This window comes from Shinella sp. GW821-FHT10F02, assembly GCF_058809275.1.
The window spans coordinates 1,035,476-1,058,837 of sequence record NZ_JBXASL010000001.1 but is presented as its reverse complement, the minus strand read 5'-3'; the positions used below and the strand labels follow the sequence as shown (position 1 = coordinate 1,058,837).

Here is a 23,362-nt window from a genome sequence, read left to right as displayed (position 1 = left end):
GCCTGCTCAGCCCGCCGCCGCTTCGTTTGCGGCGGTCTGCGCCTGCTGGCGTTGGCGATAGTGCGCTTCGGCAGCCGCCGCGTCGGCCTGGGCATCGCCACTGCCGCCGCCGACATGCACGGTCGGAGAAGCGAACTGGATGCCGTTGGCTTTGAAATCGAGCTTGATGCGGTTCATGATCTCGCGGCGGATCATGAATTGCTCGCCGGGCTTGGTGGTGAAGCCGACGCGCACGACGATGGCATATTCGCCGAAATCGGACACGCCCTTCATCTTCAGCGGTTCGAGCAGGATATCCTTGTATTCGGGCTTTTCCGCCGTCTCCGTGCCGATGCGCTTGATGACCTTGCGCAGCTTTTCGAGGTCCGTATCGTAGGTCACGGAGAGGTTGAACTTGATGACCGACCAGTCGCGGCTCATGTTCTGCACCGCGCCGAGTTCGCCGAAGGGCACCGTGGTGAGCGGGCCGCGGTGGTGGCGCAGCTTGACCGAACGCAGCGAGAAGCTCTCGACCACGCCCTTGTATTTGCCGGTCTCGATATATTCGCCGATGCGGAAGGCATCGTCCCACAGGTAGAAGATGCCCGAGATCAGGTCCTTGACGATGGTCTGTGCGCCGAAGCCGATGGCAACGCCGGCAACACCGGCACCGGCGATCAGCGGGCCGATATCGACGCCGAGGCTCGTCAGCACCATCATGACGGCGACGGCGGCGAGCGTGATGGCGAGGATGTTGCGCAGGATCGGCAGCAGCGTGCGGATGCGGGCGTTGCGGCCGCGCTCATCGTCGGTGAGGCGGCGATCCGCCGGGTTGTCGGCCATGCGCACGGCGATCTCGGCCTTCAGGAACTGCCAGGCAATGTCGGCGATCAGCAGCACGGCGATCGCCTGGGTGGCGGCATGGGCGACGCGGCTGACCAGCGTGTCGCCGGCCCCCATCATGCCGGCGGCATCGACGCCCGCGACGGCTGCGATCCACCAGGCAGACAGGATGATGACGATGGCGCGCATGCCGCGTTCGCCGATGACGAAATGCATGCTGGTGGGACGCCTAGTCTCGGTGCCGCCATGGAGGCGGGCGACGACCGCCGTCGTCAGCCGCAGGAGCGGCGGCAGGAGGAGTGCTACCACGCCGGCTGCAAAGAGCAGGTGCAGCCCCGCCAGCCACACGACCAGCAGCAGGATCACCGCCACGGTTGCGAGCCACGACCATATCTTGCGCGCGGTGTCCGTTTGCTCCCGGCGGCGCGGACGCGACCAGATCGCTTCGATGGCGATGGCGAAAAGGCCAAAATCGAAGGCGAACATCACGAGCAGCATCGAGCCTTTGGAAAAGCCGAACACCCGCATCATCTCCAGCACGATCCAGCCAATGACGAAGAAGCGCAGGGCGCGCAGGAACCGTGAGAGCCAGTAGCGAACCCGCTCCGGCGTGATGTTTGCCGAGGGCTGGAGATCATCGGCTGGCACCGTGTCCACGACCGGTTCGGAAACGAGGACGGGCGCCGCTTCCACAGCCACCGCGCCTTCCGGCACGACGACCGACTCGGCCGGTGGCGTTTCAGTCGCGCGATCTGTCGGCTGCTCGATCAGCCAGACGATATAGGCGCCGATGAGACCGCCGAAGCGGACGATGATGGCGGCGATCGCCAGGATAAGCGCGGTGCGCTGCAACAGCGGCGGCCAGGCGACGATGGCGAGCGGCAGCAGCGCGCCGACGGCAAAGCAAATGGCCTGCCCGCAGGCATGCAGGCCGATCGGCACCACGCCCACCGGATCGACCTGCGGCTCCGCCGCCTGGCGGCGCCAGTGCCGGGCCGACAAGCGGTTGAACAGCCGCTCGAAGCCGATGGCGAGGACGGGCACGAGAAGCAGTTGGAAGAACAGGCGCAGCGGACCGCGGCTGGTGACTTCGGCCTCAAGCCGCGTCATGGCGGTGTGGGCACCGGGGCCAAGCTCCATGCTGCCCTGCATGGCGGTATCGATCCGGTTCTGGATCATGCCCAGCTTTTCGGCGACGTAACCCGTTTCCATCATCATGGATTCGGAGCCGGCGGGAGCGATATCTTCGGCCTTGCCCGGGCCGGTCTCGGCACTGTTGAGCCAGGTGGCGACGGCGGGATCGGAAAGCAGGCGCGAAATCTCGCGCAGCTTGTCGACGGGCGGCGCCGCAACGTCCTGCGCGAGCGCCGGACCGGCAAACAGCAGGGCCATCGCGACAAGGATCACCTTGCACCGCAGAAGCTGACGGAATGCGGCCACCATGCTTTTCAATCCCCCTCGCCCGCGCTTGTTGAGCAATCCCTACTGTTCGATCATGCAAGCCCAAGGAAAGTCAAGCGATGCCGGCGTCAGGCGAGAAGGCTGGACCGCACGCCTCATTCCTCGATGTCCTGCACCTCGTCGATTTCCACCCGGTCGGCGTAGAAGGCGATATGGCCCTCGATTTCCGCGACGGACGGATACGGTGTTTCGTAGCTCCAGGCAGCATTGGTGCCGCCACTCAGCGGAATGCTGAAATAGCTTGCCTCGCCCTTGTAGGGGCAATAGCTCTTGTGCTCCGTCCGTTCGAGCAGCGTCATGTCCATGTCCGAGCGGGGCATGTAGACGACCGCCGGAAGTGTGGCTTCGCGCAGGCGCAGCGCCTTTTGCGAGCTGCCGATGACCTGGCCCGCCGTGCGCACGACGACGCGTGCAGCGATGCGCGTGATGGAAATCGGGTGATCCGGACCCGGTATTTTGACAATTCTTTCCGCCATTTGCTTCACCTTTCCGATAAAACGCATTAGCCGCTGCGGCTATCCTCGGCGCTTGGCTGCGTGATCAGACGGGCGCTGCGCTGGCCGGTCGAATAGATCCACAGCCAGCTCAGCGCGACGGTCAGCCGGTTGCGCAGGCCGATCAGGAAGTAGACGTGGGCGATGCCCCAGGTCCACCAGGCGAGCCGGCCCTTCAGCTTGATCCAGCCGAGATCGACGATCGCGGCCCGCTTGCCGATCGTCGCAAGATTGCCGTCGTTGCGATAGGCGAAGGGTTTCGGCACCGGCTTGCCGTCCAGGCGGGCCTTGATGACGCCGGCCACATAGCGCCCCTCCTGCTTTGCCGCTGGCGCGATGCCGGGGACGATCTTGCCCTCGCCCATCGGCACATGGGCGGTGTCGCCGACCGCGAAAATGTCCGAGAAGCCGGGCACGCTGAGGTCGGGGGCGACGAGCACGCGCCCGGCCCGGTCCGCGGGAACCTGCAGCCACTCGGCAGCCGGCGACGCGGCAACGCCCGCCGCCCAGAGGATGGTCGCGGCCGGCAGAACCTCGTCGCCGAGCGTGATGCCGGCGGCATCGCATTGCGACACCGCATGGCCCGTGCGCACCTCGACGCCGAGGCGCGTCAGCGCCTGTTCGGCATAGGCCGAAAGATCCTCGGTGAAGCCCGCGAGAATGCGCGGCCCCGCTTCGACCAGCACCACGCGGGCCTCGCGCGTGTCGATGTTGCGGAAATCGCGGCGCAGCGTTTCGTGCGCCAGCTCGGCGATGGTGCCGGCCAACTCCACGCCGGTCGGACCAGCGCCGATGATGGCGAAGGTCAGCAGGCGGCGGCGCTCGGCCGCATCGTCCTGCCATTCCACCCGCTCGAAGGCGGAAAGGATGCGGCGGCGGATCGTCGTCGCGTCCTCCAGCGTCTTCAGGCCGGGCGCATGCGGCTCCCATTCATCATGGCCGAAATAGGCGTGGCGCGCGCCGGTGGCGAGGATCAGCGTGTCGTAGGGGATAGCCCGCCCGTCCTCCAGCAGCACCGCCTTGCCCGCCGCATCCACGCCGGTGACGCTGCCGAGCAGCGTCGTCACATTGTCGTAGCCCCGCAGCAGCGAGCGGATCGGCCAGGCGATCTCCGACAGCGCCAGCGACGCCGTCGCCGCCTGGTAAAGCAAGGGCTGGAACAGGTGATGGTTGCGTCGGTCGATGACGGTGATGCGGACCGGCCCCTTGGCCAGGTTGCGCGCCGCCTCCAGCCCGCCAAAACCCGCGCCGATGATGACGATATGGTGGTCGCCTCTTGCCGCCATGCAATGTCCTCTCGTGATCCCGGGGCCGGTTATTCCGGCGAAAGCACCACGGCCGCCTCGGTCGTCAGCGTGCGGAAGGTGAAACTTTCCTGCACGTAGAGATCGACGGTGGTGGCGGAATGGCTGAGATAGCCGATGGAAAAATCCTGCCCGACGGTCAGCTCGAAATCCCCACCGCGCAAGGACAGAACGAGGCCGCCCTCGATCGCCGGTGCCCAGATGATCCCGCCATCCACCACCCGTTCGAGATGGTGGAAGACCGGATAGCCATCGTCACTGCCACCGCTTGCCGCCATGTAGGCATCAGCCCCCAGCACCAGCGCATAAGGCCCCTCGACGCCCGCGAGCCGGAGCTGGCCGACCGCCCGCGCCACCGCATCGGAATAGCGCTTGGCATTGGCCGGCAGCGCAATGGCGGGATTGCTCGCAGCCTGCCGGATGCCCTCGATATCGGCGGCGGCATAACCGTCGAACACCGCGCGATCCTCGGCGAAGGCTATCCTTCGCATGGCCTCCTTCACCGGCTCCCAATCGGAATCGCGCGAACCACGCTCGACATCGTCGATGGCGCCGCGCGACAGCGTGAAGGGAACCCGGAGCTCGACCAGCGCCTTCACCTCGCGCCGCAGCGATTGCACGCCCTCGGCCGGCGGCGCGATCGGCGCGACATGGCCGGTGCCGACAGCGGAGAGCCCGAGCCCCGAGGGGCCGGCCATGTCGACGACGCGACGCGCGGCAAGGTTCCGCTTCAGCGTGCGCTTCGCCTCTTCCTCGATCTCGGCCCAGGCGGCCTCGGGAATCGGGGCCAGGTCGCGGTGCAGGTTATTCATGGGAAGCCTCTTTCCTGAGAGAGCCTATGCCGAGCGAGCCGTCGCGCTGCTTCGGCTGCGGTTTGTCCGCCGGGGCGGTCGTGTCGGGCGCATCGGGCGATACCGCATCGAGGAAGGACGCGGCGGGGACGAAGAACAGCGTGCCGGTCACAGCGCGGCTGAAATCGAGCAGCCGGTCGTAATTGCCGGGCGGGCGGCCGATGAACATGTTCTCCAGCATCATCTCGATGCGGCGCGGCGAGCGCGCATAGCCGATGAAATAGGTGCCGAACTCGCCCTTGCCGACATCGCCGAAGGGCATGTTGTCACGCAGGATTTCCAGCGGCTCGCCGTTTTCCTCGATGCTCGTCAGTGCATTGTGGGCGTAGCTCGGCTTGACGGCATCGTCGAGCTCGATATCGGAAAGCTTTTCGCGGCCGATGATCTTCTCCTGGTCGGAGACCGGCAGACGGTTCCAGGCGGGCAGGTCATGCAGGTATTTCTGCACGATGACATAACTGCCGCCGGCAAAATCCGGATCCTCGTCGCCGATGATCGTTGCGTCGACCGCGGCCTGGTCGACCGGGTTTTCCGTGCCGTCGACGAAGCCGATCAGGTCGCGGTCGTCGAAATAGCTGAAGCCGTGCACCTCGTCGGTCGTGGACACCAGGCCCGCCAGCCGCGTCATGATCTGGGTCGCGAGCTCGAAGCAGAGATCCATGCGCGTGGCGCGGATATGAAACAGGAGGTCGCCGGGGGTGGAGACGGCGTGGTGGTGGCCGCGGATTTCGCGGAAGGGATGCAGGTCCTTCGGGCGGGGTGCGGCGAAGAGCCGGTCCCAGGCCACCGAGCCGATGCCGAGCACGCAGGAAAGCCCGCCTTCGAGATCCCGAAACCCGACCGCGCGCAGCAGGCCGGAAAGATCGGCGCACAGCGCGCGCGCCGCCGTTTCTGCCGGGCGGCCGGGCGTCAGCGTGACGACGAGGAAGATGGCCGCGCGCGACAGCCGCGCTGCGACCGGCTGTGGAACCACGGAAGGCAAGACTGCATTCATACTCGATCCGTTCGGCAGAACCTGTCTGTCGGAACGTAGCGAGTCTCGCTGCGCCGTGCCATCGAAAATCCAGCTCTTCCCGGCAAGATTCCGCAGAGCAGCAAAAGGGCCGGCGAGCCGGCCCCATTCTTCGGCTAAAGATCGACCGGACGGCCGGATTCTTCTTCCTCCAAGGTCACGGCCACGTCCGCATTGGCCGAAAGGCGCACTTTGTCGCCCTCGACATCGGCGACGAAGCCCAGTTCGATATAGTGGTGATGGCCCTCGTGCTTACCGAAACTGTCGGCCTTCTTCAGCTTGATGCGGGTGGCCTCGACGCGATCGACCGTGCCCACATGCACGCCGTCGGCGCCGATGACTTCCATGTTTTCCGCGATGTTGCCGCTCATGCCGGTTCTCCTGTCGGGTTGAAAATGGCCGGATCGTGCCGTCTTCGCCTTTGCCGACGAAGGGGTCCTGCCGTTGAGGGTCGGGTCGCCGCCGGTGGGGATTTTTGTGCCGGCGCCTTTGTAGATAGCGCTGGATACGCCGTTTCAAGGAGGCGGGAACAGTTCCGGGGGTTCCCTCGTCTTTCCTCCATGTATTCAACATCGCGGAGGAAGACCGTCATGGATACGCTCGTGCGCCACCGGCACATAAAGATCGGAAACGTCGATGCCTTTTATCGCGAGGCCGGGCGGGAGGATGCGCCTGTCGTGCTGCTGCCCCACGGCTACCCCTGCTCCTCCTACGAGTTCCGCAATCTAATGCCGCGGCTGGCGGATCGCTGGCGGCTGATCGCACCGGATTATCCCGGCGCCGGCTACAGCTCTACGCCGGAGGATTTCGATTATAGTTTCGATGGATATGCCGCTTTCCTCGACCAGTTCGTGCAGACGCTCGGCATCGACCGCTTCGCCCTCTACCTTCATGATTTCGGGTCGCCGATCGGCGCACGGCTGGCGATCAGACAACCTGACCGCATCGTCGCCCTGATCATCCAAAACGGTGACATCCCCTACGAGGATGCGCTCGGCCCCAAATATGCGGAGATCGAGAAGACGTGGACGTTATCGGACGCTGAAATGCGCGAAAAGCTGGCGGAGGCCATAAACGAGGAAAAGTTCAAGGAAGAATTCCTGAACGCGCTGGGACCGGAGCTAGCCGAAAGCATTCCTCCCGACCTCTGGACGCTGCACTGGTCGCTGATGACGCCGAAGCGCAAGGAGATCGCCATCGATTTGATCGCCGGGCTGAAGCAGAACCGCGACTGGTTTCCCCAGCATCGAAAATACCTCCGCGACCACCAGCCGCCGACGCTGATCGTCTGGGGACCGCATGACCATTACATGCCGGAAAAATCGGCGCGCGCCTATCTGCGCGACCTGCCCGAAGCCGAGCTTCACCTGCTCGACGGCGGTCACTGGCTGCTGGAAACGCATCTCGACGAGGTCGTTATGCTCCTGCGCAATTTCCTTGGCCGGGTTCACGGCTGAGCGGTCACGGGAAGAGCAGCGGTCGAAGCGCCATCTCCAAGCCGAGGCCGAGCATGCAGAGAAGGAAGCCGCGCCGGAACGCCGGCGGACTGATGCGCGTGCGCAGCGCCTGGCCGGCGAACATGCCGGCGAGTGCCGGCACGATGGCGAGCGTCGAGGCCTTCAGGTCCGCCATCGGCAGCGTTCCGTGCAGGAACAGCGCCAGCCCGAGCGCGATGGTCGAGACCGTGAACGACAGGCCCAGCGCCTGCACCAGTTCATCGCGCTCCAGCCCTAGCGCCTGCAGATAGGGAACAGCCGGAATGACGAAGACGCCCGTCGCGCCGGTGAAAAGGCCGGTCGCAAGGCCCACGACCGGCGATGCCCACGCCTGCCAACCGGGCGGCATCCGGTGCTGGCGGGCGAGCAGCGTGTAGGCGGAATAAACGGCAAGCGTCAGCCCGAGCGCCATCGTCGTGGGGCCGGCCTCGCCGCTCGCCAGCAGGACGGAGCCCGCCAGCGTGCCAAGGGAGATTGCGGCCAGCATGGGCCAGAGCCGCAGCAGCAGCGCCTTGAGATGCTGGCCTGCCAGAAGCTGCCAGACATTGGTGACCAGCGAGGGTATGAGCAGAAGAGCCGCGGCGGTCAGCGGCGAGAGCAGTCCGCCCAGAATGCCCATCGCCACCGTGGGTAGGCCCATGCCTGTGACGCCCTTGACGAGCCCGGCGACGAAGAAGGCGACGGTGATGATCAGAAATGTGGTTTCGCTCTGTTCCATGCCGCGATTAAGAGCGCCCGGCAGGGCCGACGGCAATCTGGAATATCCGCCACCAGCCTTCGGTCTTTCCGAAAGCTGGTGGCGTGTTATCCTCCCGCAATGCGCTTCGATCTTGCAGACCTCCGCCTGTTCCTCGCCGTTTTCAATGCCGGCAGCCTCACGCATGGCGCGCACTCGGCCAACCTCTCCATCGCCGCCGCAAGCGAGCGGCTGCGCGACATGGAGGCCTCGGGCGGCCTGTCGCTCTTCGTGCGCACGCGACGCGGCGTGACGCCGACCCGCGCCGGGGAGGCGCTGGCGCATCATGCCCGCCTGATCCTGCGCAATGTCGGCGCCATGCAGGCGGAGCTATCCGAACATGCGCGCAGCATCCGCTCCACCGTGCGGCTCCTCGCCAACACGGCGGCGATCACCGAATTCCTGCCCGACCGCCTCGGCCCCTGGCTGGCGGAACATCCCAAGGCCGACATCGAGCTTGCGGAACGGCCGAGCAGCGAGATCGTCAAGGCATTGGAGCACGGGCTGGCGGATATCGGCATCGTCTCCGATGCGGTCGAGACAGCGGCGCTCACCGCAATGCCCTTCGCGACGGACCAGCTCGTCGTGGTGCTTCCGCGCGACCATCCGATGTCAGCAGAAAAGCAGGTCGCCTTCGGCCAGATTCTTGGCGAGGATTACATCGGCTTTGCGGGCGCGCTTCAGGACCATGTCGATGGGCACGCCGCGCAATCCGGCCACCGGCTGCGCCCGCGCGTGCGCCTGCGCACCTTCGAAGGCGTCTGCCGAATGGTGGCGGAAGGCGTCGGCATCTCGATCCTGCCCGAAACCGCCGCGCGCCGCTGCCGGCGCACCATGCCGATCACCTCCGTGCGGCTCTCCGACGCCTGGGCGAGACGCCGGCTGCTCTTGTGTTTTCGGGCGGAAGAGGAGCTTGACCCGACGGCGCGCGGGCTGATGGAGCATCTTCGCACCCCGTCGCGTAAGCAGTCTTCCTAAACCCGCGACACCAGCAGCCGCAGGCCGGCAAGGCCGAAGAATACCGCCAGCGTCCCCTCGATCCCGCGCCGTGCCCGGCGATAGAGGCGCACCATGGGCGCCGTCGAGAAGACGATGGCGTAGCCGCAGAAGATGGTGACGCTTAGCACCGCGCAGCCGCCGAGGATGGCGACGAGCGTGTGCGTCGATGCGCCGGGGCCGAGGCCGAGCGTCATCAGCGCGATCCAGGCGAGGATCGATTTCGGATTGGTGAGATGCATCAGCAGGCCGCGCCTGTAGAGCGAGGCGCCGGAGAGCGCAGCATCCTTCGACATCGCCTCCCTTGCCTTGTCGTCGGGGGTGAGCGCCGCCCGGCCGGCCTTGTAGGCGAGATAGAGCAGATAGAGGCCGCCAAAAATCTTGAGCACGAACAGGGCTTCTGCATAGCGGGTCAGGATGGCGGAAATACCCGTCGCAGCCATCATGCCCCAGAAGATCGAGCCGCTGACGACACCGGCGGCAAGCAGGAGCGCTGCCCGTCTGCCCTGGTGCATGGCCACGCCCATGATGCGCATGTTGCTCGGGCCGGGACTGCCGGCGGCGATCACATAGGCGGTGTAGACGATCAGGAGATGATGAAGATCGGCAGGCATTCCCGGCGGCCCCAATTGCGGATGGCGTACCGCAGGATCATAAACCATGCAGCAGCGCGAAGGCGACCGGCCAGATTGTAACCGCGACAAGTCCGTCCCGGCTCATCTGGCCTCTGACCGCGGTTCAGCCCCAAGTCCGCGAGCCCGCTGCTCGCGCGCCAAAAGCGCACGCTTACGCTGGACGCCCCAGCGATAGCCGGAGATCGAGCCGTCCTTCTTGATGACGCGGTGGCAGGGAACGACGATCGCAAGCGGATTGCTCGCGATTGCCACCGTCACCTCCCGCGCATCGCGCGTGCCCAGCCTTGCCGCCAGCGCGCCGTAGTTCGTTGTCTCGCCAGCGGGGATGTCGCGAAGCATCTGCCAGACCTGCACCTCGTAGGGCGTTCCGCGCAGATCGAGCGGCAGGTCGCTGCCGGTTGCCGGATCGTCGATCAGACCGGCAGCGACATCGACCACGCCGGCAAGCCCCGTCTGGTCGTGCTCCAGCTCAGCATCGGGAAAGCGGCTGCGCAACGCATCCTCCATCGCGGCGCGCTGCGAACTGAATTCCAGGGCGACAAGGCCCTTGTCGGACATGGCGACCACGAAGTCGCCCAGGGAGCTGATCCCCCATGCAAAGCGGATGATTTCACGCATCGTCTCTTACCTCGAACCTGTTTGTCCGATGACGATAGGCAAACCTTTCCCAGCATTCCCTCCGGTCCTTGCTTTCAAATCGAAAAATACGGGGCTAGCGCGTGCCGCGGTCGAAAGTCGTCTCGGTGAGACCGCGCTGGCGCAGGACGCTGCGGGCCACCTTTTCGGTCGGCGTTCGCGGCAATGGCGCATCGGTGATCTCGATGTAACGCGGCACCATATGGCGCGGCGCCTTCTCGCGGAAATGCTCCAGCAGGTCCGCAGGTAACAGCGTCGAGCCGGCGCGGCGCAGCGCCACTACCATGATGTCCTCCTCGGTGAATTCGGAGGGGATGCCGAAGGCGGCGCTCTCGACGATGTCGGGGTGCTGCTCGGCCAGCGTCTCCACCTCATAAGCGGAAATATTTTCGCCGCGGCGCCGGATCGCCTCGTTCAGCCGGTGCTTGAAATAGAGCCAGCCGTCCTCGTCCATGACGCCGGCGTCGCCCGAATGATACCAGAGGTTTCGAAGCGTCTGCACGGTCTTGGCCTCGGCGCGGTAGTAGCCGGAGAACATGCTCCAGCTCTTCTTCGGACGCGAGACAATCTCGCCGATCGTGCCGGGCGGCAACGGCCGGTCCTTGTCATCGACGACGGCAACCTCCCAATCGGGATGCGGCTTGCCGCAGGAGCCGGGCCGGGTATTGTCGACGGTGTCGAGCGTCACGAAGCTGGTTTCCGTCTGGCCGTAGCCGGTGACGAGCCGCATGCCGAAGCGGCGCTCGAACGCCTGCTGGTCCGGCACCATAGGGATGCATTGGCAGACGCGCACGGGGTTGTCGCCATCGCTGTCGGACGGTGGCGCGCGCATTAGGATGACGGCCATGGCGCCGAGCAGGTTGGTCGCCGTCGCACCGCTGTCGCGGACCTGGCTCCAGAAGCGCGAGGCGCTGAAATTGTCGGCGAGCGTCGCCTTGGTGCCGTAGATCAGCGGCAGGTAGACGCCGAACATCTGCGCATCCGTGTGGAAGAGCGGTAGGGCGGAGAAATAGCTGTCCTCGGTGGTGTATCCAAGGTTCGCCGCCATGGCCGCCGCCCAGGAATAACAATGGTGGTGCGACATCAGCGCACCCTTGGCAGGACCGGTCGTGCCCGATGTGTAGAGGATCGCCATAGGATCGGAATAGTGGACGGGCGCGAAGTCGAGGGTCGCGGGCGATGCCAGGCATTCCTCGAAGCGCACGATGCGGTCGATCTTCACCCCCGCCGCACGCGCCATCGCGGGATCGGCGCCGACCAGCACGAGCGTGCGCACGTCCGGCAGCCTGTCCTGGACGATTGCCAATTCGGGCAGCACATCGGCATCGACGACGAGCACCCCGGCGCCGCAATTGTTGAGGTTATGGCAGAGAAAGTCGCCCTTCAGGCCCGGATTGTTGGGCACCTCGATTGCGCCGAGATGCGAGGCGGCAAACCAGGTCACGACGAGTTCGATACAACTGGGAAGCAACATCGCCACCCGGTCGCCGCGCCCGACGCCGAGTTTGCGCAACCCGTTCGCCAGCCGGGTGGACAGGTCCAGCATCTCCTCGAAACTCGCGGACCGGCCGCCGAGGTCGAGGAACGGTCGGGAGCCGAAGCGTTCGGCCTGTTTCAGCAGGATCTTCGGCAGGACGCGATCTTCGATCTCGGCGTCATCGAGGCCCGGAACGGGCGAAAGGGAATGGGGCGTCATGGACACGGATCAGAACTCTTTTGCCTTTGCCTGCGCCTCGGGAGAGAGGAAGCCACGAACCGTGGCTGCCGTCTCCTGCGCCATTGCATCTTCGAGGGATGAGTGAAAACCATCATTGATGGCGCGCTTGACGTCGGCAACAGCGGCGGACGGGCGCGCGGCGATCGTCAGCGCCAGTTGCCGGGCCTCGTCAAGCAGCCGGTCGTCAGCGACGATCTTCCAGGCGATACCCACCTCCAACGCGTTCTGCGCATCATGGCGCTCGCCCAGAATGAGGAGCTCCTTGGTGACCTGCGGGCCGACCTGCTTCGTGAGAAGCGCCGTCACGCCGCCCGTCACGAACAGGCCATAGGTCACCTCGGGGAAGAACCAGCGGGTCTTTTCGCCAAACAGCCGGAAGTCGCAGTTGATGACCCATTCCAGCGCGCCGCCGACGCACCAGCCGTGCACCGCGGCGATCACGATCTTGCGCGACTGCATGATCTGGAGTGTGACGGCCTGGATGGCCTCCACCCAGTCCTGCGTTTCGGCCTCGGAGGAGGTCTGCGCGTCGAGGTCCTTGAGGTCATCGCCGGAACAGAAGGCCCGGCCCTCGCCATGCAGGATGATGGCGCGCACGCCCTCGTCGGCTTCCGCGGCCGCAAGCGCCTCGGAAAGCCCGTCGACGAGCTGCCGGTTCATGGCGTTCAGCCGTTCCGGCCGGTTCAGCTTGACCCAGGCGATTGGGCCTTCGACCGTGGAAATGACAGCGTGGTTCATCGTCCGCCTCCTCACATGATCATCGGTTCGTCATAGGAACCCCAGACCTCGCGCAACGCGCTGCAGATCTCGCCGAGCGTCGCCTTGGCCTTCACCAGTTCGATGGTCGTCGGCAGCAGGTTGACGTCGTCCGAGCGGGCCTGCTCGACGAGTTCCGCCATCAGCGATTTGATGCGCGCATCGTCCCGGTTCGCCCGGATGATCTTCAGGCGGTCGATCTGCAACTGGGTGCAATGGTCGTCATAGGGATGGATGTGCACATCCGCCGTGCTGCTCGCCTCGTCTGCGAACTTGTTGACACCGACGGAAATCTTCTCGCCGGAATCGATCTTCTTGAAGGTCGCATAGGCGGAATCGGCGAGCTTCTGCTGAAACCACCCCTCCTCGACCAGCTGGATTGCGCCGCCGCGTTCCTGCACCTCATCGAGCATCTTCCACATCTCGGTCTCCATGTCCTTCGTCAGGCGCTCGATGAAATAGGAGCCGCCGAGGGGGTCGATGACCGAGGTCACGTTGATTTCTTCGCGGATGATCTGCTGGGTGCGGATGGCGAGCTTCATCGCCTCCTCGGTCGGGATGGCGAAGGCCTCGTCGAGGCCGTTGGTGTGCATGCTCTGGCAGCCGCCGAGCACGGCGCCGAGCGCCTGGATGGCCGTGCGCATGAGGTTGTTGTGGTGCTCGACCTTGGTGAGGCTCATGGCCGCCGTCTGCACATGCACGCGCAGGCGCATGGATTCCGGCTTCTTCGCGTTGAAGCGCTCGGCCATGATCTTGGCATAGACGCGGCGCGCTGCGCGGAACTTGCAGATTTGCTCGAAGAAATCCTGGTGGCTGATGAAGAAGAACGACAGGCGCGGCGCAAAATCGTCGATATCCATGCCGGCCTTCGTCACCTCCTCGCAATAGGAGATGGTGAAGGCCATGGTGAAGGCGATTTCCTGCAGCGCATTGCCGCCGACATCGGAGAGATGGTAGCCGCTGAGGCTGACGGGATTGATCTTCGGCGTCGCCTTGGCGCTGTACATGATGAGGTCGCGCAGCAGGCGCACGGCCGGGCGGACCGGATAGATCCACTCCTTCTGCGCGACATATTCCTTCAAGGGATCGGCCTGCAAGGTGCCGGTCAGCTTGTGGAGATCCAGGCCGCGCTGCTCCGCCACCGCGACGAACATGGCGTAGACCACCCAGGCCGAGGGATTGATCGTCAGCGAGACCGAGATCTTTTCGAGGTCGATGCCGTCGAACAGCCGGTCGACATCCTCCATCGTGTCGATGGCGACGCCGACGCGACCGACCTCGCCGAAGGCCATCGGATCGTCGGAATCGAGGCCCAGCAGGGTCGGCAGGTCGAAATCCGTTGAAAGGCCGGTCTGGCCGGTCTGGATCATGTATTTGTAGCGCTGGTTGGTCGCTTCCGGATTGCCGAAGCCGGCGACCTGGCGGATGGTCCATGGCCGGCCGCGATACATCGTCGGATAGACGCCGCGCGTGAACGGATAGGCGCCCGGGAAACCAAGTTCGTCGGCCGGAATGTCGGCAACGTCGGCGGCGGTATAGATCCGCTTGAGCGGAATGCCGCTTTCGGTCTCGTAGACGGCTTTTCCCTCCGGCCGGGTCTTCAGGAAGGCGGCAAGTGCGCCCTCCTCCCATTCCGCCTGGCTTTCGCGGATATTGTCGATCGCCTGTGTGGAAAACAGGGTGGTGTCGGTCATCGGGTTCCCTCCCAACCCAGCAGGGCGCGCGCGGCGACGGACGGGTCCATCCGCCGTTCCGTCACGGCCCGGATATGCGTCTCGAGCGTTGCGGATTCCTGCTGGAATTTCTGCTGAAATAGATGTCTTGCGGTGCCGAGGATGCGCGTCTTGCAGATGGCGCGCTGGCGCGCGGCGAGTTCGCCGCTATCGTGCAGATGCGCCCAATGCGCGCCGATGGCGTCCTTCAGCTCGGCGATGCGTTCGCCGGAAACGGCGCTGACGGGCAGGACGGGCGACGTCCAGTTCGAGCCGGACCCGCCGCCGAGCGACAGCATGCCCTGAAGCGCCGAAACCGTCGCCGATGCCTCCGGCTTGTCGCATTTGCTGACAGCGTGAATGTCGGCGATTTCCAGAATGCCGGCCTTGATCGCCTGGATATCGTCGCCGAGGCCGGGCGCGGAGAGAACCACGACGGTGTGAGCGGCGGTTACCACCTCCACCTCGTCCTGCCCCACCCCGACGGTCTCGATGATGATGGGCGAATAACCGGCCGCATCGAGCACGTCGACCGCCTGAAGCGTCGCGCGCGTCAGCCCGCCGAGATGGCCGCGGGTCGCCATGCTGCGCACGAAAGCGCCGCCGGCGGCGGCCGTCTCGCTCATGCGCACGCGGTCGCCGAGGATCGCGCCGCCGGAATAGGGACTGCTCGGATCGACCGCGATGACGCCGACCTTGCGGCCTTCCGCGGCATAGGCCTTGATGAGGGCCGAGACGAGCGTCGACTTGCCGGCCCCCGGCACGCCGGTGATGCCGACGATATGGGCATTGCCGCCGTGCCTGTAGAGTTCGGCGAGTGCCTCGGCGGCCTCGGGATAACCTTCTTCGGCGCGCGAAATCATCCGGGCGATGGCGATCGACCGCCCCGCCAGCACGTCCTTCACCAGCGCGGCGGAGGGCGTGTAGGTGCCGCGCTTTGCCGTTCGGGAATGCGTGACGATCGTCATATGCGACCACGGGCGGCGATGAGGCCTTCGATCGTCGTGACGATCAGGTCGGCGCGCGCCTCCTGCGGCACGATGGCATCGACGCCGCTTTCCAGGAGCGCGGCATAGTCCTGCTCGGGAATGACGCCACCGGCGACGACGAGCACATGCTCGGCGCCCTCCTCGCGCAGGCAGCGACACAGCTCGCGAAACAGCGGCACATGGGAACCGGAGAGCAGGCTGACGCCGATGACGTCGACGTCTTCCTGGATCGCGGCGTGCACGACGTCCTTCGGCGTCTTGTAGAGGCCGGTGTAGATGACCTCCATGCCCGCATCGCGCAGGATGCGGGCCACCACCTTGGCGCCCCGGTCATGGCCGTCGAGCCCGAGCTTGGCGACGAGCACGCGGATGGTTTCGGGGGCTTCGGCCGTTGCGGCATCGCCAAGGTTCGTTTCGGTCATCGGTTGTCTTTCCTCACTCTGCCGCAATGCCGGCGGCGCTTGCGCCGGCCGCCGATGCCGCCTCGATGGACTGGGCGATGATGCGCAGGCCAAGGTCGATCTCGTCTTCGGAAATCGTCAGCGGCGGCGCGATGCGGAACACGCCGCCCATACCGGGCAGCTTGACGATGTTCATGCTGAGCCCGCGGCGGAAGGCTTCCGCGGCGATCCGGCTGCCAAGCTCGTGGTCGGAGCCGCCGCTGCCATCGGGCTTGACGATCTCGACGCCGAGCATCAGGCCGCGGCCGCGAACGTCGCCGACGCATTCGAAGCGCGACTTCAGCTGCGACAGCCCCTCAAAAAGCCGGCCGCCGATATGGCGGGCGCGCTCGACGAGCCCCTCCTCCTCGACGACATCGAGCACGGCCAGCCCGATTGCCGCCGGCAGCGGGTCGGAGACATGCGTGGTGTAGAAGAGATAGCCCCGCTCATGCGCCGTGTCCTCGATCTCCGCGGTCGTCATGACTGCCGAAAGCGGCAGGCCGGCGCCGATCGTCTTGGAGAGCGTCAGGATATCCGGCGTCACGCCGTCGCGCTGGAAGGCGAACATGGTGCCCGTGCGGCCAACGCCGGTCTGCGCCTCGTCGAGGATGAGCAGCATGCCACGCTCGCGGCATTTTTCCTTCAGCGCAGCGAGATAGCCGAGCGGCAGTTCGAGCAGGCCACCGCTCGACAGGATCGGCTCGGCAATGAAGGCCGCGAGGCTGCCGACCGACTGGCTGTCGATCAGGCCGAACGCGTCGTCGAGCTCCGTCTTCCAGTCGAGGCTGCCATCCGCATGGCGAAAGCGCGGACGAAAGGTGTTTGGCGCGGGAATGGTCAGCGAGCCGACCATGGCGGGGCCGTAGCCCTTGCGGCCGGCGCTGTAGGTCGCCGAACTCGCCGCACCCGTCATGCCGTGCCAACTCTTGGAGAAGGCGACGATCTCGTGCCGGCCGGTGACGAGCTTGGCCATGCGGATGGCGGCTTCGTTCGATTCCGCCCCGGTCGACAGCAGCATGACGCGATCAAGGCCCGGCGCCAGCGCCGCCAGACGCTCGGCGAGTTCCACCACGGGGCGCGACAGCATGCCGGAGAAGAGATGCGCGACCTTCGCCATCTGGCGCTGCACGGCGGTGACGATCTTCGGATGGGAATGGCCGAGCAGGGCGCTCATCTGACCCGAGGTGAAGTCGAGGATCGGCCGGTTGTCCGCGTCATAGACGAAGGAACCCTCGGCGCGCTCGATGATGGCGGGGTCGAAACTGCCGCCGTAGCGGATGAGATGCTTGCGAGCGGCTGCCCAGAAGGCGGGATCCTGATTGTTTGACATGTGAGCCTCCAATGTCTGTGAAAAAACGGTAACCGCTGGCGTCATCTCTGTAAAATTGATAGTTCTTGGATTCGGATATAAGGAAAACTGATATGCATGGTCCGCTCGATCTCCGCCTGCTCATCACCTTCGTGCACGCCGCCCATTCCGGCTCGCTGAGCGCCACCGCGGTGCAGGTCGGGCGCACGCAATCGGCGGTGACGATGCAGATGCAGCGGCTGGAAGAGATGCTTGGCCAGAACCTGCTGCACCGCAGCGGCAGCGGCGTGCGGCTGACGGGTAGCGGCGAACGGTTCCTCGCCTATGCCGAGCGCATCCTGAAAATGCACGACGAAGCGGTCTCCGCCTTTTCCGACAAGGGCCTGCACGGCTCCATCGTCTTCGGCAGCCCGGAAGATTACCTGCTGTCCTTCTTCCCGATGCTCCTCAAGAGTTTCGGCACGCGCTATCCGGACGTCGAGATCAAGGTCGTCTCGGCGCCGACCGCCGAGCTGCGCGGGCTGCTGCAATCGCGCAAGGTGGACCTCGCGCTGGTTTCGACACCCAACCTGAACGACGTCGACAATGTCGTGCGCACCGAACCCCTCGTCTGGGTCGGTAGCAAGCCGACGCTCGAACTGCACGATTTCGGCGATACGGTGCCGCTGGCGCTGCCGGCATCGAATGCCATGGACCACCGCGCGGCCTGCGAAGCGATGGCGCGGGCGGGCCTGCGCTACAAGATCTCCTATGCCAGCAACAGCCTTGCCGGGCTGATCGGCCTCGCCCGCTCCGGCCTCGCCATCTGCGTCATGACGCAGGAGGCGGTGCCGCCGGATCTCCACATTCTCAATGCGCCACTGCCGCATCTGCCGCATCTCGGCATGCTGATCGTCTTCGCGGAAGGCGACCGCTCGCCTGCCGTCACCACCTTCGCCGATCACATCCGCGCGACGCTGCCCACGCTTTAGCCGGCTACGGCGAGACCTCTCCCGCCGCAGCCATCGGAGCAAAACCTATTTCTCGAAATAGGTCGGCTTGCCGTCCTCGCCCTTTTTCCATTCGTAGATGACGTAGTCCGGGCGGGTGATGTCGCCCTTGGCGTCATAGCCGATCTCGCCCAGCGCCGTGGCCCAGGGTCCGCCCGCCTTGATGGTTTCGGCCACCTTCTGCGCGTCCTCGGCCGAGCCGGTCTTCTCGATGGCGGCGGCGACGATCTGAACGGCGATGTAGGAATAGAGCGTATAGGCTTCCGGCTCGAAGCCCGCGGCACGGAAGTTCTCGACCACTTCTTTCGCCGTCGGGTTGCGGCGCGGATCGGGGGCGAAGGTGTTCAGCGTGCCGATGACCGCATCGCCGGCGATCTGCGCCAGTTCGCTCGACACCATGCCATCACCGGAAAACAGCGTGGCCTTCAGCCCCTGGTCGGCGGATTGGCGCATGATCAGGCCGGCTTCGGTGTGCAGGCCGCCGAAATAGATCAGCGTCACGCCCGCATCCTTCATCTTGGCGATGAGTGCCGAAAAGTCCTTCTCGCCGCTGGTGATGCCTTCATAGAGCACGTCGCCGATGCCGTGTTCCTTCAGCGTCTGGCGCGCCACGTCGACGAGCCCCTGACCATAGGGTGTCTTGTCGTGCACGATGGCGATCTTGGCGTCCTTGAAGTTCGCGGCGATATATTCGCCCGCGACCTTGCCCTGCTGGTCGTCGCGCCCACAGGTGCGGAAGGTGTTCCACAGGCCGCGCTCGGTGAATTGCGGGTTGGTCGAAGCGGGCGTGATCTGCAGCACGCCGTTTTCCGCATAGACCTCGGAAGCCGGAATCGAGACGCCGGAATTGAAGTGACCGACCACATAATGGATGCCGTCGGCGACGAACTTGTTGGCGACGGAGATGCCCTGCTTGGGGTCGGACACGTCATCGCCGATGACGACCTTCAACTGCTCGCCAAGCACGCCGCCAGCGGCGTTGATGTTGGCGACGGCCTGTTCCGCGCCCTTGACGAACTGCGCGCCGAAAGCCGCATTCGGGCCGGTGATGGGGCCGGCGACGCCGATCAGGATATCGGCCCGGGCATGGGCGCTGAACATCGCAAGCGATGTCAGGACCACGGAGGACAAGAGTAGTTTCTTCATTTGATGCGCTCCCAGTATGGCTGCGGGCGTTGATGAAGCTTTCTGCGGCGCCCACGGATAGACGCAGAAAGCCATCCGGCGCGCGCGAAGCGCGCCGGGTTTCCGTCCCGATGATGTTGGACGGTGTGTGGTCGCCGGGTGTGTTCCCTTGTTCTTATGCCGCCGACCGTTCTGTGGATTTCGTCAGGTCAGGCGGAGATCTCCACCGCCACCGCCGTCGCCTCGCCGCCGCCGATGCAGACGGATGCGACGCCGCGTTTCAGCCCCCGCAGGCGCAGAGCATTGACGAGCGTGACGATCACCCGGGCGCCGGAAGCGCCGATCGGATGGCCGAGCGCGCAGGCGCCGCCGTTCACATTCACCCGGTCCGGGGCGAGCCCCAGTTCCCGGATCGCCGCCATCGGCACGACCGCGAAGGCCTCGTTGATCTCGAACAGGTCGACATCGCCGATCTCCCAGCCAACGCGCCGGCAGAGCGCCCGGATCGCGCCGATCGGCGCGGTCGGAAAGAGGTTCGGCGCATCCGCATAGGTGGCGTGGCCGCGGATCAGTGCCAGCGGCGCGGTGCCCTGCCCCTCCGCCGCCGACTGGCGCATCAGCACGAGCACCGCCGCGCCGTCTGAAATCGACGAGGCATTGGCGGCCGTCACCGTGCCGCCCTCGCGGAAGGCCGGCTTCAGCAGCGGGATCTTGTCAATCCGCGCCTTCTGCGGCTGCTCGTCCTGGCTGACGGTCCGCGCCTTGGTGCCCGAGCCGATGGTCAACGGCGCGATCTCGTCGGCAAAGCTACCCTCGGCGCCCGCCTTCTGCGCTTTCTCCAGCGAGGCTATGGCGTAGTCATCCTGCGCGTTGCGGCTGAACTGATAGGCCTCGGCGCAATCCTCCGCAAAGGTGCCCATCAGCCGCCCCTTGTCATAGGCGTCCTCCAGCCCATCAAGGAACATATGATCGAGCGTCCGCTGGTGCCCCATGCGATAGCCCTGCCGCGCACGGTCGAGCAGATAGGGGGCGTTGCTCATGCTTTCCATGCCGCCCGCAACCACGATGGCGGCGGAGCCGGCCTGGATCAGATCATGCGCCAGCATGGCGGCCTTCATGCCCGAGCCGCACATCTTGTTGACGGTCGTGGCCCCCACGCCAAACGGAATGCCGGCGCCGATGGCCGCCTGGCGGGCCGGCGCCTGGCCGAGCCCCGCCGTGAGCACGCAGCCGAACACGACTTCGTCGACATCAGCCGCGGCGATCCCGCCGCGCGCAAGGGCAGCGCCGATGGCGGCGGCACCGAGCTCGGGCGCGGAAAGATCCTTCAAATCGCCCTGAAAACCGCCAAGCGGGGTTCGGGCCTGGCCGACGACGACCACCGGGTCCTGATTGTTCATGCGATCCTCCTTCCCATGGCCGGCCTCACCGCGGCGCCATGCGCAATGCTCCATCGAGGCGGATGACCTCGCCGTTGAGCATCGTATTCTCACAGATATGTTTTACCAGCGCGGCGTATTCCGCCGGTCGGCCGAGGCGCGGCGGAAAGGGCACGCTCGCCGCGAGCGTGTCCTGCACATCCTGCGACATGCCGGCCATCATCGGCGTCTCGAAAATGCCGGGCGCTATCGTCACCACGCGAATGCCGAAGCGCGCAAGCTCGCGCGCCACCGGCAGCGTCATCGCCGCCACTCCGCCCTTCGAGGCGGCATAGGCGGCCTGCCCGATCTGACCGTCGAAAGCGGCAATAGAGGCCGTGTTGACGATCACCCCGCGCTCGCCAAAACCGTCCGGCTCCTCCTCGGCCATGACGGCCGCCGCAAGCCGCACCATGTTGAACGTGCCGACCAGGTTGATGGTGACGGCGCGGGCGAAACTGTCCAGCCCGTGCGGACCGTTCTTGCCGAGGATCTTTTCGCCGGGCGCGATGCCGGCGCAATTGACCAGGCCGTGCACATGGCCAAACGCCTTTTTGGCGTAAGCCAGGGCGGTGGTAGCATCGGCCTCGCTCGTCACATCCGCCTGGCGGAACTGCACGTTTTCGCCGAGCTCCGAGGCCAGCTTTTCGCCGGCCGCAACATTCACATCGAGCCCCAGCACGCTTGCGCCTTCCGCGGCCAGCATGCGCGTCACGGCGGCACCCAGCCCGGAACTGGCGCCCGTGACGACGAAGACGCGGCTTTTCAGTTCCATGCTTTCCTGCTCCCACCCGTTTCAGGCAGGATGATGCGGCGGCAAAATATGGTATGCAATGACCGAAGATCGCAGTTTTCGTGATCGATTTTGCCATAGTTGAGGACGGGACCGTTACCATGGAACGCCGCATGATCGCCCCGTGTTTCATGGACGACACGCTGGAATGCCTGCAACGCCATGGCGTGGCGGCGGAACCGCTGCTGGCCCAGGTCGGCCTGCCACCGGTGATCACCGGCCCCATCCCGGCCGAACAATACGGGGCGCTCTGGCACGCCGTGGCGCGGACCATGGACGACGAGTTCTTCGGCGAGGGCGCGCGCCCGATGCGCGCCGGCAGCTTCGCCCTGCTGTGCCACGCCATCCTATCGACCGTGACGCTCGAACATGCCCTGCGGCGCGCGCTTCGCTTCCTGCGGGTGGTGCTGGACGATCCGCATGGCGAGCTGGTCGTGGAAAAGGGGCTGGCGCAGATCGTGCTGAAGGATAGCGGCGCCATGCGCTCGGCCTTTGCCTACCGCACCTTCTGGATCATCGTGCATGGCGTCAATTGCTGGCTGGTGGGGCGGCGCGTGCCGATCCGCTGGGTCGATTTCCGTTGCAGCGCGCCGCCTACCGGCACCGATTACCGCCTGTTCTTCGGCGCGCCCGTGCGCTTCGACCAGCCCGAGACGCGGCTCGTCTTCGATGCCGAATTCCTCAAGCTGCCACCGATCCGCGACGAGCGCGCGCTGAAGGATTTTCTGCGCCATGCGCCGGCAAACATCCTCGTGCGCTATCGACATGACCTCGGCCTTTCCGCCGCCATTCGGGAGCGGCTGCATGCCATGCCGCCCGCCGCCTGGCCGAGTTTCGAGGTGCTGGCCGGCCGCATGCGCATCGCCGCGCCGAGCCTTCGGCGGCGGCTGCGGCTGGAGGGGGAGACCTATCGCTCGATCAAGGACGATCTGCGCCGCGCGCTCGCCATGGAAGCGCTCACCGACGGCAGCACGAACGTCGCCGAGCTTGCCGCCGACCTCGGTTTTTCCGAGCCGAGCGCCTTCTATCGCGCCTTTCGCAAATGGACCGGCAAATCCCCGGCTCTCTTCCGGCGCGGCTTTCAGAGAAGTTCGGCCGGGTAAACCATTTGGCGGGTTGACTTCGCCAGCCATTTACGTTGATATCAACGTCATCTTACGGCAGGCTATTTTCCATGTAAACAAAACATCGACAACGAGGAGCCGACCATGAAAATCGTGACCAGCCTGAGCTTCCAGGGACAGTGCCGCGAAGCCTTCGAATTCTACGCCAAGGTGCTCGGCGGCAAGATCACCGCGGCCATGGAATATGGCGACGCGCCGCCGGACATGCCGATCAGCGACCCCAAATACAAGACCTGGCTGATGCATTGCTGGCTGGACGTCGGCGACCAGGCGCTGATGGGCGCCGACATGGACATCGCCTGGGCGCCCAATGTCGACAAACCGAAGAACGGCTTCGACGTCACGCTGCACACCATGGACAAGGCCGAAGCCAAGCGCTGGTTCGACGAACTCTCCGAAGGTGGCAAGGCGATCATGCCGTTTTCCGAGACCTTCTGGTCACCCGGCTTCGGATCGCTCGTCGACAAGTTCGGCGTGCCGTGGATGATCAACAGCATCCCCTCGGGCGACTGGCAGCCGGGCCAGGGCTGACCGCTCGAACCTC

General features: G+C 65.5%; 23 protein-coding genes. 5 read left to right on the top strand and 18 right to left on the bottom strand.

Annotated elements, in window-relative coordinates; all coding sequences use genetic code 11:
- Positions 1-6: 6 nt before the first annotated feature.
- The 6 genes from AC1RWL_RS04910 to AC1RWL_RS04885 form a co-directional block, all read right to left on the bottom strand.
- Complete coding sequence (locus AC1RWL_RS04910) at positions 7-2,262, bottom strand: mechanosensitive ion channel family protein (protein WP_493158241.1); 2,256 nt, start codon at positions 2,260-2,262, stop codon at positions 7-9.
- Positions 2,263-2,378: 116 nt separating this feature from the next.
- Complete coding sequence (locus tag AC1RWL_RS04905; RefSeq protein ID WP_493092989.1) at positions 2,379-2,759, bottom strand: DUF427 domain-containing protein; 381 nt, start codon at positions 2,757-2,759, stop codon at positions 2,379-2,381.
- Between the two features lie 26 nt (positions 2,760-2,785).
- Entirely contained in the window at positions 2,786-4,063 is a 1,278-nt protein-coding gene (locus AC1RWL_RS04900; RefSeq protein ID WP_493092990.1) for an NAD(P)/FAD-dependent oxidoreductase, read from the bottom strand.
- Positions 4,064-4,092: 29 nt separating this feature from the next.
- Positions 4,093-4,893 carry a family 1 encapsulin nanocompartment shell protein gene (locus AC1RWL_RS04895; protein WP_493092991.1) on the bottom strand — a complete coding sequence of 267 codons (801 nt, stop codon included), beginning with the start codon at positions 4,891-4,893 and terminating at the stop codon, positions 4,093-4,095.
- On the bottom strand, positions 4,886-5,926 hold the full coding sequence (locus AC1RWL_RS04890) for a Dyp-type peroxidase (protein WP_493092992.1): 1,041 nt from the start codon (positions 5,924-5,926) through the stop codon (positions 4,886-4,888). The genes AC1RWL_RS04895 and AC1RWL_RS04890 overlap by 8 nt, the downstream gene beginning before the upstream one ends.
- A 134-nt stretch (positions 5,927-6,060) precedes the next feature.
- Positions 6,061-6,315: a DUF2171 domain-containing protein gene (locus tag AC1RWL_RS04885; protein ID WP_439622379.1), complete on the bottom strand. Its 255-nt coding sequence runs from the start codon at positions 6,313-6,315 to the stop codon at positions 6,061-6,063.
- Positions 6,316-6,534: 219 nt separating this feature from the next.
- Between AC1RWL_RS04885 and AC1RWL_RS04880 the strand changes: the two genes are divergently transcribed.
- The gene (locus AC1RWL_RS04880; RefSeq protein ID WP_493092993.1) at positions 6,535-7,401 is read left to right on the top strand and encodes an alpha/beta fold hydrolase; all 867 of its coding nucleotides are present in this window, start codon (positions 6,535-6,537) and stop codon (positions 7,399-7,401) included.
- Positions 7,402-7,405: 4 nt separating this feature from the next.
- On the opposite strand, the gene AC1RWL_RS04875 is transcribed toward AC1RWL_RS04880, so the two are convergent.
- Positions 7,406-8,158 carry a sulfite exporter TauE/SafE family protein gene (locus AC1RWL_RS04875; RefSeq protein ID WP_493092994.1) on the bottom strand — a complete coding sequence of 251 codons (753 nt, stop codon included), beginning with the start codon at positions 8,156-8,158 and terminating at the stop codon, positions 7,406-7,408.
- Between the two features lie 99 nt (positions 8,159-8,257).
- On the opposite strand from AC1RWL_RS04875, the gene AC1RWL_RS04870 reads away from it, so the two are divergent.
- Positions 8,258-9,154, top strand: coding sequence for a LysR substrate-binding domain-containing protein (locus AC1RWL_RS04870; protein WP_493092995.1), 897 nt, complete (start codon positions 8,258-8,260; stop codon positions 9,152-9,154).
- Here AC1RWL_RS04870 and AC1RWL_RS04865 read toward each other — a convergent pair.
- From AC1RWL_RS04865 to AC1RWL_RS04830, 8 genes are all read right to left on the bottom strand, one after another.
- A complete protein-coding gene (locus AC1RWL_RS04865) occupies positions 9,151-9,786 on the bottom strand; it encodes a LysE family translocator (protein ID WP_493092996.1) in 636 nt (211 codons plus the stop codon). The two genes, AC1RWL_RS04870 and AC1RWL_RS04865, sit on opposite strands and share 4 nt — an antisense overlap.
- A gap of 102 nt (positions 9,787-9,888) precedes the next feature.
- A complete protein-coding gene (locus AC1RWL_RS04860; protein WP_493092997.1) occupies positions 9,889-10,425 on the bottom strand; it encodes a methylated-DNA--[protein]-cysteine S-methyltransferase in 537 nt (178 codons plus the stop codon).
- Between the two features lie 94 nt (positions 10,426-10,519).
- Positions 10,520-12,139 carry an AMP-binding protein gene (locus tag AC1RWL_RS04855; protein ID WP_493092998.1) on the bottom strand — a complete coding sequence of 540 codons (1,620 nt, stop codon included), beginning with the start codon at positions 12,137-12,139 and terminating at the stop codon, positions 10,520-10,522.
- Positions 12,140-12,148: 9 nt separating this feature from the next.
- Positions 12,149-12,898 (bottom strand): enoyl-CoA hydratase/isomerase family protein, encoded by a 750-nt coding sequence (locus tag AC1RWL_RS04850; protein WP_493092999.1) that lies wholly within the window; start codon positions 12,896-12,898, stop codon positions 12,149-12,151.
- A gap of 11 nt (positions 12,899-12,909) precedes the next feature.
- A complete protein-coding gene (locus tag AC1RWL_RS04845; protein WP_493093000.1) occupies positions 12,910-14,610 on the bottom strand; it encodes a methylmalonyl-CoA mutase family protein in 1,701 nt (566 codons plus the stop codon).
- Complete coding sequence (gene meaB, locus AC1RWL_RS04840; RefSeq protein WP_493093001.1) at positions 14,607-15,596, bottom strand: methylmalonyl Co-A mutase-associated GTPase MeaB; 990 nt, start codon at positions 15,594-15,596, stop codon at positions 14,607-14,609. The genes AC1RWL_RS04845 and meaB overlap by 4 nt, the downstream gene beginning before the upstream one ends.
- Positions 15,593-16,039 carry a cobalamin B12-binding domain-containing protein gene (locus AC1RWL_RS04835; RefSeq protein WP_319313142.1) on the bottom strand — a complete coding sequence of 149 codons (447 nt, stop codon included), beginning with the start codon at positions 16,037-16,039 and terminating at the stop codon, positions 15,593-15,595. Before AC1RWL_RS04835 ends, meaB begins: the two co-directional genes overlap by 4 nt.
- 13 nt (positions 16,040-16,052) lie before the next feature.
- Positions 16,053-17,390 carry an aspartate aminotransferase family protein gene (locus AC1RWL_RS04830; RefSeq protein ID WP_493093002.1) on the bottom strand — a complete coding sequence of 446 codons (1,338 nt, stop codon included), beginning with the start codon at positions 17,388-17,390 and terminating at the stop codon, positions 16,053-16,055.
- Between the two features lie 92 nt (positions 17,391-17,482).
- Here AC1RWL_RS04830 and AC1RWL_RS04825 point away from each other — a divergent pair, with 92 nt between their 5' ends.
- A complete protein-coding gene (locus AC1RWL_RS04825; RefSeq protein WP_319313138.1) occupies positions 17,483-18,340 on the top strand; it encodes a LysR family transcriptional regulator in 858 nt (285 codons plus the stop codon).
- Positions 18,341-18,385: 45 nt separating this feature from the next.
- Here the strand turns inward: AC1RWL_RS04825 and AC1RWL_RS04820 are convergent, their stop codons facing one another.
- From AC1RWL_RS04820 to AC1RWL_RS04810, 3 genes are all read right to left on the bottom strand, one after another.
- Positions 18,386-19,504, bottom strand: a complete 1,119-nt coding sequence (locus AC1RWL_RS04820; protein WP_435264837.1) for a branched-chain amino acid ABC transporter substrate-binding protein — start codon at positions 19,502-19,504, stop codon at positions 18,386-18,388.
- Between the two features lie 188 nt (positions 19,505-19,692).
- Positions 19,693-20,883 (bottom strand): acetyl-CoA C-acyltransferase, encoded by a 1,191-nt coding sequence (locus tag AC1RWL_RS04815; RefSeq protein WP_493093003.1) that lies wholly within the window; start codon positions 20,881-20,883, stop codon positions 19,693-19,695.
- A gap of 25 nt (positions 20,884-20,908) precedes the next feature.
- The gene (locus AC1RWL_RS04810) at positions 20,909-21,676 is read right to left on the bottom strand and encodes a 3-hydroxyacyl-CoA dehydrogenase (protein WP_493093004.1); all 768 of its coding nucleotides are present in this window, start codon (positions 21,674-21,676) and stop codon (positions 20,909-20,911) included.
- Between the two features lie 119 nt (positions 21,677-21,795).
- Between AC1RWL_RS04810 and AC1RWL_RS04805 the strand changes: the two genes are divergently transcribed.
- Positions 21,796-22,797 carry an AraC family transcriptional regulator gene (locus AC1RWL_RS04805; RefSeq protein WP_493093005.1) on the top strand — a complete coding sequence of 334 codons (1,002 nt, stop codon included), beginning with the start codon at positions 21,796-21,798 and terminating at the stop codon, positions 22,795-22,797.
- Positions 22,798-22,902: 105 nt separating this feature from the next.
- The gene (locus AC1RWL_RS04800; protein ID WP_493093006.1) at positions 22,903-23,349 is read left to right on the top strand and encodes a VOC family protein; all 447 of its coding nucleotides are present in this window, start codon (positions 22,903-22,905) and stop codon (positions 23,347-23,349) included.
- Positions 23,350-23,362: the final 13 nt, after the last annotated feature.

What these genes read in the sequence shown, in the direction of transcription:
- AC1RWL_RS04835 (WP_319313142.1), bottom strand. Translation starts at nt 16,039, where the DNA reads ATGACCGAAACGAACCTTGGCGATGCCGCAACGGCCGAAGCCCCCGAA.
- AC1RWL_RS04870 (WP_493092995.1), top strand. Translation starts at nt 8,258, where the DNA reads ATGCGCTTCGATCTTGCAGACCTCCGCCTGTTCCTCGCCGTTTTCAAT.
- AC1RWL_RS04850 (WP_493092999.1), bottom strand. Translation starts at nt 12,898, where the DNA reads ATGAACCACGCTGTCATTTCCACGGTCGAAGGCCCAATCGCCTGGGTC.
- AC1RWL_RS04860 (WP_493092997.1), bottom strand. Translation starts at nt 10,425, where the DNA reads ATGCGTGAAATCATCCGCTTTGCATGGGGGATCAGCTCCCTGGGCGAC.
- meaB (WP_493093001.1), bottom strand. Translation starts at nt 15,596, where the DNA reads ATGACGATCGTCACGCATTCCCGAACGGCAAAGCGCGGCACCTACACG.
- AC1RWL_RS04875 (WP_493092994.1), bottom strand. Translation starts at nt 8,158, where the DNA reads ATGGAACAGAGCGAAACCACATTTCTGATCATCACCGTCGCCTTCTTC.
- AC1RWL_RS04905 (WP_493092989.1), bottom strand. Translation starts at nt 2,759, where the DNA reads ATGGCGGAAAGAATTGTCAAAATACCGGGTCCGGATCACCCGATTTCC.
- AC1RWL_RS04890 (WP_493092992.1), bottom strand. Translation starts at nt 5,926, where the DNA reads ATGAATGCAGTCTTGCCTTCCGTGGTTCCACAGCCGGTCGCAGCGCGG.
- AC1RWL_RS04880 (WP_493092993.1), top strand. Translation starts at nt 6,535, where the DNA reads ATGGATACGCTCGTGCGCCACCGGCACATAAAGATCGGAAACGTCGAT.
- AC1RWL_RS04855 (WP_493092998.1), bottom strand. Translation starts at nt 12,139, where the DNA reads ATGACGCCCCATTCCCTTTCGCCCGTTCCGGGCCTCGATGACGCCGAG.
- AC1RWL_RS04845 (WP_493093000.1), bottom strand. Translation starts at nt 14,610, where the DNA reads ATGACCGACACCACCCTGTTTTCCACACAGGCGATCGACAATATCCGC.
- AC1RWL_RS04805 (WP_493093005.1), top strand. Translation starts at nt 21,796, where the DNA reads ATGGAACGCCGCATGATCGCCCCGTGTTTCATGGACGACACGCTGGAA.
- AC1RWL_RS04820 (WP_435264837.1), bottom strand. Translation starts at nt 19,504, where the DNA reads ATGAAGAAACTACTCTTGTCCTCCGTGGTCCTGACATCGCTTGCGATG.
- AC1RWL_RS04865 (WP_493092996.1), bottom strand. Translation starts at nt 9,786, where the DNA reads ATGCCTGCCGATCTTCATCATCTCCTGATCGTCTACACCGCCTATGTG.
- AC1RWL_RS04900 (WP_493092990.1), bottom strand. Translation starts at nt 4,063, where the DNA reads ATGGCGGCAAGAGGCGACCACCATATCGTCATCATCGGCGCGGGTTTT.
- AC1RWL_RS04885 (WP_439622379.1), bottom strand. Translation starts at nt 6,315, where the DNA reads ATGAGCGGCAACATCGCGGAAAACATGGAAGTCATCGGCGCCGACGGC.
- AC1RWL_RS04895 (WP_493092991.1), bottom strand. Translation starts at nt 4,893, where the DNA reads ATGAATAACCTGCACCGCGACCTGGCCCCGATTCCCGAGGCCGCCTGG.
- AC1RWL_RS04800 (WP_493093006.1), top strand. Translation starts at nt 22,903, where the DNA reads ATGAAAATCGTGACCAGCCTGAGCTTCCAGGGACAGTGCCGCGAAGCC.
- AC1RWL_RS04825 (WP_319313138.1), top strand. Translation starts at nt 17,483, where the DNA reads ATGCATGGTCCGCTCGATCTCCGCCTGCTCATCACCTTCGTGCACGCC.
- AC1RWL_RS04810 (WP_493093004.1), bottom strand. Translation starts at nt 21,676, where the DNA reads ATGGAACTGAAAAGCCGCGTCTTCGTCGTCACGGGCGCCAGTTCCGGG.
- AC1RWL_RS04830 (WP_493093002.1), bottom strand. Translation starts at nt 17,390, where the DNA reads ATGTCAAACAATCAGGATCCCGCCTTCTGGGCAGCCGCTCGCAAGCAT.
- AC1RWL_RS04815 (WP_493093003.1), bottom strand. Translation starts at nt 20,883, where the DNA reads ATGAACAATCAGGACCCGGTGGTCGTCGTCGGCCAGGCCCGAACCCCG.